We start from the raw sequence: 10,707 nt of genomic DNA, 5'->3' as shown, positions 1-10,707 counted from the left end.
GCGGTGGTGAATTCCAGCCGCAACATCCGCGTCTACTCGCGCTACGAAGGGCACCTGTCGCGGGTGATGGGCATCATCGAGGACGACCTGCGGCGCCTGGCACGGCTCGCCGATGAGCACGACCTGCACTTCGACTTCGAGCAGCACGAAGAACTCAAGAGCGACGAGATCGCCACCTTGCTGCGCCGGGTAGGGCACCCGCGGCTGAACGCGCTGTTCGATTTCGGCAACATGATCAACGCCTGCGAACAGCCGCTGCCGGCCTTGGCCAACCTCGCACCGTTCATTCGCCAGGTGCACCTCAAGGGTGTGCGCGTGGTGCCCGAAGCCAACGGCTTTGGCCATTACGGTGTACTGCAGGGCAGCGCCGAAGACCAACTGCCCAGCGCGCGCATGCTGCTGGAACTGCTGTTGCTCGGCGAGCAAAGCCCCCAGGTGGTGGCCTTCATCCTCGAACAGGAGAACCACTACATCGCACCGGCCTTCCGCCAGACAGGCGAGGCGAGCGATCCCTTCATTCCCTATCGCGAGATGAGCGAAACCCTGCTGCCGTCAGGTTACAGCCTGGAGCGCATGCTCACCGACGAACACCGCTGGGCCAACAACCAGGTGCGCTACCTGCGTGGCCTGCTGGGCGAATTGCGACTGCTGGCCGAACTGGCCCTGGCCGACCACTGAGCACACCCGACCCGCCGTCGCGACGGCGCCCATACCCCGGAAACTGTGGAGAACAACAATGACAGCACCGGCTAAAGCCAAGTGGCTGCGCTTTCTGGTCCTCGTCCTTGGCGGTGGCACCATCTACAAGCTGGCCAACCTCAAGGATGCCTTCTACATCCCCATGCAAGAGCACATGGGCCTGAGCCATACCCAGATCGGTACGCTGCTCAGTGCCAACGCCATCGTCGCCACGGCGTTGTTCGTGCTGGGCGGCTTCCTCGCGGATCGCTTCGAAACCCGCCGGTTGATTCCGCTGGGGCTGATCGGGGCCGGTGGGCTGGGCATCTATCTGGCCAGCTTCCCCGGCTTCAACCAGCAGTTGGTGGTGTTCAGCCTGCTGGCGGTGTGTGCCGACTGCCTGTTCTGGCCGTCCCTGCTCAAGGCTATCCGTAACCTTGGCAACGACAATGAACAGAGCCGCATGTTCGGCTTCCTTGAAGGCGGACGCGGGGTGGTCGATACGCTGGTGGCCTTCTGCGCACTGGGCCTGTTCGTTGCCCTGGGCTCCGGCGCTCTGGGGCTCAAGACTGCGATCCTGTTCTATTCGGCGATCGATATCGGGGTTGGCGTGCTCACCCTGTTCCTGCTCAAGGGCGACCCACAGACGACGGCCACCCGTGAACCGATCGGCGGCAAAGGCTTGCTCGAAGCGGTACGTTCCCCAGGGATCTGGCTGGTGAGCCTGAACGTATTCATGGTCTACATCGTGTATTGCGGCCTGACCTATTTCATTCCTTACCTCAAAGACATGTACCACCTGCCAGTGGCGCTGGTCGGGGCCTACGGCATCATCAACCAGTACTTCCTCAAGGTGCTCGGTGGGCCGGCCGGTGGCTACATTGCCGACAAGGTCCTGAAGAGCTCCAGCCGCTACCTGAAATGGGCGTTTCTGGCATTGGTGCCGCTGATGCTGATCATCCTCAACATCCCACGCCAGGAGAGCTTCATCTATGCCGGCATGGCCGCCACGCTGACCTTCGCCCTGGTGGTGTTTACCATGCGCGGCGTGTTCTGGGCGCCAATGAGCGAAGTGGGCATTCCTTCGCGTATCACCGGGTCTGCGTTCGGCATTGGTTGCCTGATCGGTTATGCACCCGGGATGTTCGCCTACGTGATCTACGGCTCGCTGCTCGACCGTTACCCGGGTGAGCTGGGATACACCTACGTGTTCAGCCTGATGAGCGTACTGGCAGTGGTGGGCTTCGGGGTGTCCGGGCTGTTGCAGCGCAGGGTGAAACGCCGCGCCGACCAACAGCAGGCCGAGGCATTGGCCTGATCGGAGCTTTGCAGGGGCTGGCAGTGCTGCCGCCCCTGCAGGTTTTCACTGCAAGGTGGGTGATCTCAGCGCTGGCGACATGGCCGCCAGGGTTTCTTCGACGCGCGCAATCTTGAGGGCAAGCTCATCCGCTTCTTCTACGTTGCCCGCGGCCCTCAAGCGATCCCGTGTCTGACGCAACGTGAGCAAGGTTTTTTGCAGCTTGAGGGCAGAGGCCGTGTATGTGTCCATATGTTTCTCATGCACAGAAGGCATCCATGCCGTTGTAGGAAAAGCGGACCGTACCAGCTCGAATACCCTGAACAAACTGGGCTTACATACAGGAAAGGTAAGTTCTCTGGTTTTTTCCTACAGTCACAAGAAAAACGTCCTACAAAACTCCTCAATAGTTGTATCTATTCGTTAACGTAGATTCCGGGTCGGAGCCCCGACGGCCTGGGGTTTCGAACGTGCCGACCCAAGTCGGCACAACCGCACAGGCTATCCAGGCAGTTCAGCCGTGAATGAAACCTTATGTAGCAATTGCTGCCACCTCAGCTGAGCGCTCCCAGCAGCAGCGTGGCCCCAATCACCGTCGAGGCCCCGCCGATGCGGGTGGAGATCTGCGCGAAGGGCATCAGGCCCATGCGGTTGCACGCCGACAGGATCGCCACATCGCCGGTGCCGCCCAAGCCGCTGTGGCAGCAGGTGACGATGGCCGATTCGATGGGGAACATCTTCAGCAGGTTGCCTACCAGAAAACCGGCGACCGTCATCGCCAGCACCACCGAGGCGCACACCAGCACGTAGCCGACCGAGAACACGCTCGCCACGCTGTCGAGCGGCACGTACAGCATCCCTAGGCCGATCATCACCGGCCAGATGAACGCAGTGGAAATCAGCTTGTAGAAGCGCTTGCTGCCTTGCTCCAGGCGCTCGGGCAGCACCCGCAGGTATTTGCACAGGACCGCGACCAGAATCATCATCACCGGCCCCGGGATATGCACCAGTTTCTCCAGCAGGCCGCCGAGCACGAAGAAGGTGCAGATCAGCAGCACGCCGGCGCCCATGTAGCGAAAGTCGATGGCGCTGTCGTCCTCGGGCGCCTCGCGAAACAGGTCGTTCTCGGCACGGGCGCGAATCAGCTGGCCGTCACCGCTGAATTGCGGTTTGCGCACAGCCAGGCGGGAGAGGGCGCCGGCGCAGATGATCGCGACGATATTGCCCACCACGGCGGCCGGCACCAGTTGCGCCACATACTGTTCGGGCGCGCCGCCGAGGATGTGCGCATAGGCCAGCGACAGCGGCAGGATGCCCTCGCCGATACCGCCGCCGATGATCGGCACGATGATGTAGAAGAAAGTGTGGTGCACGCTGTAGCCGAAACACAGGCCAACCGCGAGGCCAGCCAGCACCGCGGCCAGGGTGCCAATGACCAGTGGCACGAACATGCGCAGCATGCCTTGCACCAGGATGGTCCGATTCATCCCCAGGATGCTGCCGACCACAAGGCTTGCGATGACGAAGTAGAGGAAGTTGGCATCCTTCATCAGCATCTTGGTGGCGTCGAGGGTCGTGCTGCCGAAGAAACCGTAGTACACCAGCACCGACGGCAGCAGCAGGCAGAGGATGGCGCCGCCGCCGATGTCCCGGAGCAGCGGCAGGCGCTGGCCGGCCTGGCCGAGCAGCATGCCCAGGGTCATGATCACGGCCAGGCCGCCGATCATGCTTTTGGGCAGGTAGCCCAGGTGCGCCGAGGCGAACACGCTCAGAGCGATCGCGAGAAAGTAGGGCAGTGGGATAACGCCGATTTCGTATTCCATCAGCGCGCTGAAGCGGCGCCGCATGGGCATGGCGGTGGTTGCGAAGGTCATGTGCGAGTCCTCTGTTTGTTGTTGTGCGAGGAGGAAGTGGCTGGCATTGGGTCACGGGATTACCCAGCTTCGAGAGATGCTATCCTTCGCCGAATCGTGAAAAAACAAGACATCCATGCACGCTATGAACACGAAACATGAAGAATCGCCGCTGCCCGATGACCTGCGGGTGTTCCTCACGGTCGTTCGCAAGGGCAGCTTTGCTGGCGCGGCACAGGCGCTGGACCAGTCGCCGGCCTATGTCAGCAAACGCATCAAGATCCTCGAAGACACCCTGGGCACGCGGTTGCTGCACCGCACCACCCGGCGCATCGCCCTGACCGATGCGGGGGTGCGCGCACAGCAGTGGGCGGTGCGGATTCTCGACAACCTGGATGACTTCATCAGCGACCTGGGCCAGGTGCGCAAGGCGCCGCGGGGGTTGCTGCACGTGTGCAGCAGCTTCGGTTTCGGCCGCAACTATGTGGCACCGGCGATTGCCGAGTTGTCTGGCGCCTACCCAGACCTTGAAATCCGTCTGGATGTGTTCGACCGGGTGGTGGATATCGTCGCCGAAGGCTTCGATCTGGAAATCCGCGTAGGCGATGACCTGCCGGGGCAGCACATCAGCCGCCAGCTGGTGGCCAACCGCCGGGTGCTCTGTGCGACGCCCGAGTACCTGCAGCAGCGTGGCGTGCCGATGACCCTGGACGACCTGGCGCAGCATGACTGCCTGGTACTCAAGGAGCGCAACAACCCCTTTGGTGTCTGGCAACTGCGCAGCGGCGACAGGGAAGAGAACGTGCGGGTCAATGGCAGGCTGTCTTCCAACAACGGTGAAATCGTCCTGCAATGGGCGCTCAATCACCGGGGCGTGCTGTTGCGCTCGATGTGGGATGTGCAGCCATTGCTGGAGCAAGGCCGCCTGGTGCAGGTGCTCCACGACTACAGCCAGAGTGCCAACGTCTGGGCGGTGTACCCGACGCGCCTGGCAGACTCGGCGAAACTGCGGGTTTGCGTGGAGTTTCTTGAATCCCGCTTCAGCCGCCTGCGGGCGAACTGAAGCGGGCAAGCCGTGTCAGGCCAGCCAGGGGTTGGCGTGCAGGTGGCCGGCTTCGAAGCGGCGGATCTGTTCAGTGCGCAGCAGGGTACTGCCGATGGCGTCCAGCCCCTGCAGCAGGGCCTGCTTGCGCAGGGTGTCGATGTCGAAGGCCAGTGCACGGCCATCGACCAGCACGATCTGCTGGGCTTGCAGGTCGACCGCGATATGCGCCGCGCCCGGTTGGCTGATGGCGGTGCTCAGGGCCCTGTGATCGGCGGGTGGCAACTGAATGGTCAGCACGCCATTGCGTTGGCAGTTGTCGTAGAAGATGCCGGCGAAGGTGGTGCCGATCAACGCCCGGATGCCCAACTGCTTGAGCCCCCACACGGCATGCTCGCGGCTCGACCCGCAGCCGAAGTTCGGGCCGACTACCAGGAAGCTGCTGTTGTCCCAGGGCGCCTGGTTGAGCACGAACTCGGGGTTGGGCGAGCCGTCGGGCAAAAAACGCAGGTCGAAGAACGCCCCACGGTCGAGCCCGCTGCGGTCGATACCCTTGAGAAACTGCTTGGGCATGATGACATCGGTGTCGACGTTGGCGGCCAGGATAGGCGCGGCCACACCTTCTACGAAATCGAACGGTTGCATGTCAGGCCTCCAGTGCCAGTGAGCGAACATCGGTCAGGCGCCCGGTCACGGCGGCGGCAGCGACCATGGCGGGGCTCATCAGGTGGGTGCGCGCCCCTTGGCCCTGGCGGCCTTCGAAATTGCGGTTGGTGCTGGAGGCGCAGCGGTCGCCGGGGCGCAGCACATCGTCGTTCATGGCCAGGCACATCGAGCAACCGGACTGTCGCCATTCGAAGCCGGCTTCACGGAAAATCTGCGCCAGGCCCTCTGCTTCGGCATGCTCGCGCACGGCCGTGGAGCCGGGCACGATCATCGCCCGCACCCCCTCAGCCACCTTGCGCCCTTTGACCACACGGGCGGCATCGCGCAGGTCTTCGATGCGAGCATTGGTGCAGGAGCCGATGAAGGCGTGGCTGATGGCGATGCTGTCGAGCGCGGTGCCCGGTTGCAGGCCCATGTAGCGCAAGGCGCGCTCCAGGTCATGGCGCAGGATCAGGTCGGGCTCCTGCAGCGGATCGGGTACGCGGTCGGTAATGGCCGCCGCCTGGTCGGGGCTGGTGCCCCAGGTCACCATCGGTTGCAGGTCGGCCACATGCAGCTGCACCTCGCGGTCGAAGGTCGCGCCGGGGTCGCTGAACAGACTGCGCCACTGCGCTACCGCTTGCTCCCACTGAGCACCTTTGGGGGCGCGAGGCTTGTCGGCCAGGTAGGCGAACACTTTTTCGTCCGGGGCCATGAAGGCACCGCGTGCGCCGGCTTCGACGGCCATGTTGCAGATGGTCATGCGCGCTTCGACGCTGAGTGCGTGAATGGCCGGGCCAGTGAACTCGATGGCGTAGCCGGTGGCCCCTGACGCACCGATCTGGCGGATCAACGCCATGATGATGTCCTTGGACACCAACCCCGCGCCCGGTAAGCCATCGACCGTGACGCGCATGCTTTTCAGGCGTTTGTAGACCAGCGTCTGGGTGGCCAGCAGGTGTTCGATTTCCGAGGTGCCGATGCCGAAGCCGAATGCACCCAGTGCGCCGTAGGTGGTGGTATGGCTGTCGCCAGCGGCCACCACCATACCGGGGAGGATGAAGCCTTGCTCCGGGGCCACGACATGCTCGATGCCCTGGCGCTTGTCCAGCACGTCGAACAGTTCGAGGCCAAAGTCCTGGCAGTTGCGTGCGAAGTAGTCCACCTGCAAGGCGCCGCCGGCGTCGGGCATCGTGGCGTCGCGTTCGGGGGCCGTGGGGTTGACGTGGTCGACTACGCACAGGGTCGCCGAGGGCCGCCAGACCTTCCTGCCGGCTTCGCGCAGGCCGCTGAAGGCTTGTGGGCTGGTGTATTCGTTGGCCACCTGGCGGTCGATGTAAAGCAGCACATGGCCCTGGTCGTCCAGCTCGCACACGGTGTGTGCATCGATATGCTTCTGGTAGAGCGTCTTGGGGGTATTCATCACGGTCAGCTACCCGATGTTGGAGGCGTGGCACCAGCTTATCGAGTCGCCAATCTGAATAAACATGCCAGATGGACAGCCTGGGTTCACACTTCGTGAACAACGGGTCAGTTCATCGCAGCATCTGATCCGCTTTTTTTCGTCGAACCTGAATCTGTAACCGTATCAGCCTCAAGTCGACAATGCGCTTGTCCCAACATCACGTTAAAGAGGTTCCAATGGGCAAGCTCACGTTGTTTCTGGGTGGCTTTCTGCTGCTGACCATTCTGATTGGTTTGCTCGGCACCATTCCGCCAGGCTGAATTCTGCGTTTTTACAGGGCTACTCGGTTTCACGGCTGGACCGGCGATAGCTGCAATTCGTTTTCACGTGCGCTCCTCGCGTCACAATGGGTCGCGACAGAAGGGCGGTCATTTGTTGGGCGCCGTGCTATAAGTCCTTCTTTACATGGGAAAATCTGTCCACAAAAAACGTGGGTAGGTCTGTGGATAAAACGCTGTAGGCCATGTCGGCGGCGGGCTCTGTTAAATTGAACAGAATTTGAACAGCCTTTATCGGGGCTGTTCAGTGGCCGCCTCACCAGCCCGGCGCAAGGCCAGCAACAGTTCCCGCACACGCGCCGGCAGATCACCGGCCGGGTACACCGCATGCATCTGCGGATCCTGCCCGGTGCTGGAGGTCAGCCGGTAATTCGCGCATACCCGTACCAGGCGCCCAGCGCGAACCTGGGGTTCACCCACCCAGTCTGCCAGGCGGGCAATGCCGGCGCCGGCCAAGGTACTGTGATAGACCGCATCGCCCGAGCTCAGGCGCAAGCGTGGGTGCGGGCGCACGCTGGTGATGCTGGTGTCGCGGCAGAAGTGCCAGGCCTTCAGGATGCGAGGCGCGGTGTGCAGGATCAGCGCATGCCCGGCCAGGTCTTCCGGCCCTTGTGGGATGCCTGCGCGGGCCAGGTACTCGGGGCTTGCATAAAGATGCCGGCGGTAGCGCCACAACGGATAGCCAATCAACTCGCTCGATTGAGGAAACGCACCGCGTACCACGAAATCGAGCTTGCCCAGCAACGGGTCGATGGCCTCATCGCGGTACTGGACGTCCAGGGTCACCTGCGGGTGGCGCTGGGTAAAGGCCGCGAGCATGCCCGGCAGTACGTGTTCACCGAGCAGCTGCGGCACGGCAAAGCGAATCCAGCCTTGGGCGCTGCCGCTGAGTGCAGCCAGTTCATCTGTGGCATCCCGTTGCACATCCAGCAAGCGTTCGGCATGGGGCAGCAAGCGCTCTCCGGCTTCACTGAGGGTTACCGAGTTGGCGTTGCGGTTGAGCAGCTTGCACCCGGTGTTGTCTTCCAGCGCCTGCACCGCGCGGGTAATTGCGCTGGGTGAACGGCCCAGCGCACGTGCCGCGGCGACGAAGCTGCGCTTGTGCGCGACGCTGACGAAGGCCTGGATTTCACGCAGCATGTCCAATGCCATACAAGGGTTCCTCGTTGCAGTTTTCGCAATGTGGCATTTCACCACAAGCGCGCCGCTTTGATTAGCCTTGCAGCCTGCCTTCATTGCCTGGAACCGCGTCATGATGGATATCGCCGTACTTTCCGTGTTCGCTTTCGCCGCCGGTCTGATCGATGCCGCCGTCGGCGGTGGCGGGCTGATCCAGATCCCGGCGCTGTTCAATGTGCTGCCCACGGCGCAACCAGCGGCCTTGCTGGGCAGCAACAAGCTGGCGTCGGTGTGCGGCACAGCCTTTGCCGCGCGCTCGTTCATTCGCAGGGTGACCCTGGACTGGGGCTTGATCGTGCCCGCGGCACTCAGTGCCTTCGTCATGTCCTTCGCCGGTGCGGCCACGGTGTCGCTGGTGCCGCCCAGCGTGATGCGCCCGGCGGTGCTGGTGCTGATCGTGCTGATGGCGATCTACACCTTCTGCAAGAAGGATTTCGGCACCTTGCACAAACCGGCCAGGATCGGCCCCAAGGAACAGTGCCTGGCTGTGCTGATCGGCGGCGCCATCGGCTTCTATGACGGCCTGTTCGGGCCAGGCACCGGCAGCTTCCTGATCTTCCTGTTCGTCCGCTTCTTCGCCCTGGACTTCCTGCATGCCTCGGCGTCGGCCAAGGTCGTCAACATCGCCACCAACCTGGCGGCGCTGGTGTTCTTCGTGCCGTCCGGCAATGTGCTGTACGCCATTGCCCTGCCGATGGCCGCGTGCAACATCCTTGGCGCCCTTACCGGCACCTGGCTGGCGGTGCGCAAGGGTGCCGGCTTTGTCCGTGGCTTGTTCCTGGTGCTGCTGTGCGTGCTCATCGCCAAGCTGTCCTGGGACTTGCTGGCAGGCTGAGTCAGACCCTCTGGCGCTGTGCCAGGGCCTGTTCGACCCGATTGCGCCCATGGGCCTTGGCGCGGTACAGCGCCTCATCGGCGCGCGCCATCAAGGCGTCCAGGCTCGGCGAGTCAGTGTCGGCAGCGCAGCCGTCCAGGCCGATGCTGACGGTAATCTGCAGGCGCGCATCGCCGTGCACCACATGCAAGTCCTGCACGGCGCGGCGCAGGCGTTCGGCGGTGAACTTGGCGCGATCCGGTGCCAGGCCTGGGAGGATTACCACGAACTCTTCACCGCCCATGCGCGCCAGCAGCTCGCCTTCGTGCAACTGGTCTTGCAGGGTACGGGCGAACTGGCGCAGCACCTGGTCGCCGACGGCATGGCCATGGCGATCGTTGATCGACTTGAAATGATCGATGTCGAGCATCATCAGGGTCAGCGGCAATGCCTGTGCATGCTGTTGGCGGCTTTCGAGCAGGGCATTGGCGCGACGGGTGAAGGCGCTGCGGGTGAGGACGCCCGTCAGATGATCGATGGTGGCCTGGTGCGCCAGGCGCGCCAACAGGCTGCGGTTGGCCTGGCTGACGCACGCGACCACCAGCGGGCCGAGCACCAGCATGGCGATGCCCAGGCGTGCCGACATCAGCGTCGTGACCCCAGGTTCGCTTTGCGGCAGGCTGAAGTGCATCAGGTTTTGCGCCACGGCGACGATCAGCGTGCTGCCAGCGGTCAGCGTCAGCAGCGAGACCAGGAAGGGTGAGTAGGTCCAGGCGCACCATAACAAGGCTGCGATCGGAAAGGCGATGGCCCCGGGGCCGCCAAAGACGATGCTCAACGCCAGCGAGCCCAGTAGTACCAGCAACGGCGCCAGGCGGATCGCCTGGGTATTGCGCAGCAACGCGCGAGCCGAAGGGGCCGTGAGCAGCACCGGCAGCACCAGGATACTGGTCGAGAACTGTTCGCTGAACCAGGCCAGCCACGTCGCGCGCAGGGACTGCTCGAACCAGGGCGCGGCCATCACGCAGGCCAGGCTGGCCGCCACCGTGGCGCCCGCCGCGCAGGCGCCGAACACACTGAGTACGCCATACGGGGTGCGCATGCGCCGGTGCAGGCGAGGCAAGCGCGTAAGCAGCAGCCAAACCGTTACCACCACGCTCAGGTTGCACAGGTTGAACCACAGGGCAGGCACCCAGTCGCTGCCGCAGGCCAGGTCCGCAGCGACCATGGCCAGCCAGACCAGGCTGAAGCCGGCTACCCCGGCCTGGCGCGGATAACGCAACAGCACACCGGCCAGCACGGCATTGACGGGCCAGAACAGTGACAGGGATTCGATTGGCCGGGCCAGGATTCCGCCCAGGGTCAGGGCGAAGGTGAGGCCGAACAGCGCGAGGTAGGGCAACAGGCGCGATTGTGCTGGAAAAACCATAGGCTCGACCGACAAGCGGAAACGAAA

The 10,707-nt window shown here is 63.4% G+C and carries 10 protein-coding genes; 4 read left to right on the top strand and 6 right to left on the bottom strand.

The window, feature by feature from the left end; all coding sequences use genetic code 11:
* Positions 1-678 (top strand): sugar phosphate isomerase/epimerase family protein (locus PMI38_RS00760; RefSeq protein ID WP_008089418.1); only part of this gene is annotated, 678 nt, incomplete at its 5' end.
* Between the two features lie 58 nt (positions 679-736).
* On the top strand, positions 737-1,996 hold the full coding sequence (locus PMI38_RS00755; RefSeq protein ID WP_008089416.1) for an MFS transporter: 1,260 nt from the start codon (positions 737-739) through the stop codon (positions 1,994-1,996).
* A gap of 45 nt (positions 1,997-2,041) precedes the next feature.
* Here PMI38_RS00755 and PMI38_RS00750 read toward each other — a convergent pair whose 3' ends face one another.
* Positions 2,042-2,227 (bottom strand): hypothetical protein, encoded by a 186-nt coding sequence (locus tag PMI38_RS00750; RefSeq protein WP_008089414.1) that lies wholly within the window; start codon positions 2,225-2,227, stop codon positions 2,042-2,044.
* A gap of 302 nt (positions 2,228-2,529) precedes the next feature.
* Positions 2,530-3,849 (bottom strand): 2-hydroxycarboxylate transporter family protein, encoded by a 1,320-nt coding sequence (locus PMI38_RS00745; protein WP_008089412.1) that lies wholly within the window; start codon positions 3,847-3,849, stop codon positions 2,530-2,532.
* 124 nt (positions 3,850-3,973) lie between these two features.
* Here PMI38_RS00745 and PMI38_RS00740 point away from each other — a divergent pair, with 124 nt between their 5' ends.
* On the top strand, positions 3,974-4,891 hold the full coding sequence (locus tag PMI38_RS00740; protein WP_008089410.1) for a LysR substrate-binding domain-containing protein: 918 nt from the start codon (positions 3,974-3,976) through the stop codon (positions 4,889-4,891).
* A gap of 15 nt (positions 4,892-4,906) precedes the next feature.
* Here PMI38_RS00740 and leuD read toward each other — a convergent pair whose 3' ends face one another.
* From leuD to PMI38_RS00725, 3 genes are all read right to left on the bottom strand, one after another.
* The gene (gene leuD / locus PMI38_RS00735) at positions 4,907-5,515 is read right to left on the bottom strand and encodes a 3-isopropylmalate dehydratase small subunit (RefSeq protein WP_008089409.1); all 609 of its coding nucleotides are present in this window, start codon (positions 5,513-5,515) and stop codon (positions 4,907-4,909) included.
* Between the two features lies 1 nt (position 5,516).
* Positions 5,517-6,938, bottom strand: a complete 1,422-nt coding sequence (gene leuC / locus PMI38_RS00730) for a 3-isopropylmalate dehydratase large subunit (RefSeq protein WP_008089407.1) — start codon at positions 6,936-6,938, stop codon at positions 5,517-5,519.
* Positions 6,939-7,489: 551 nt separating this feature from the next.
* Positions 7,490-8,410, bottom strand: a complete 921-nt coding sequence (locus tag PMI38_RS00725; RefSeq protein ID WP_008089406.1) for a LysR family transcriptional regulator — start codon at positions 8,408-8,410, stop codon at positions 7,490-7,492.
* Positions 8,411-8,510: 100 nt separating this feature from the next.
* Here PMI38_RS00725 and PMI38_RS00720 point away from each other — a divergent pair, with 100 nt between their 5' ends.
* On the top strand, positions 8,511-9,272 hold the full coding sequence (locus PMI38_RS00720; protein ID WP_008089404.1) for a sulfite exporter TauE/SafE family protein: 762 nt from the start codon (positions 8,511-8,513) through the stop codon (positions 9,270-9,272).
* Between the two features lies 1 nt (position 9,273).
* Here the strand turns inward: PMI38_RS00720 and PMI38_RS00715 are convergent, their stop codons facing one another.
* Positions 9,274-10,695, bottom strand: coding sequence for a GGDEF domain-containing protein (locus PMI38_RS00715; RefSeq protein WP_043272708.1), 1,422 nt, complete (start codon positions 10,693-10,695; stop codon positions 9,274-9,276).
* Positions 10,696-10,707 lie beyond the last annotated feature (12 nt).

The sequence above is a fragment of the Pseudomonas sp. GM84 genome (genome assembly GCF_000282535.1).
Classification (GTDB): domain Bacteria; phylum Pseudomonadota; class Gammaproteobacteria; order Pseudomonadales; family Pseudomonadaceae; genus Aquipseudomonas.
The sequence above is the reverse complement of the archived record's forward strand: the minus strand, read 5'-3'. Positions and strand labels throughout refer to the sequence as shown.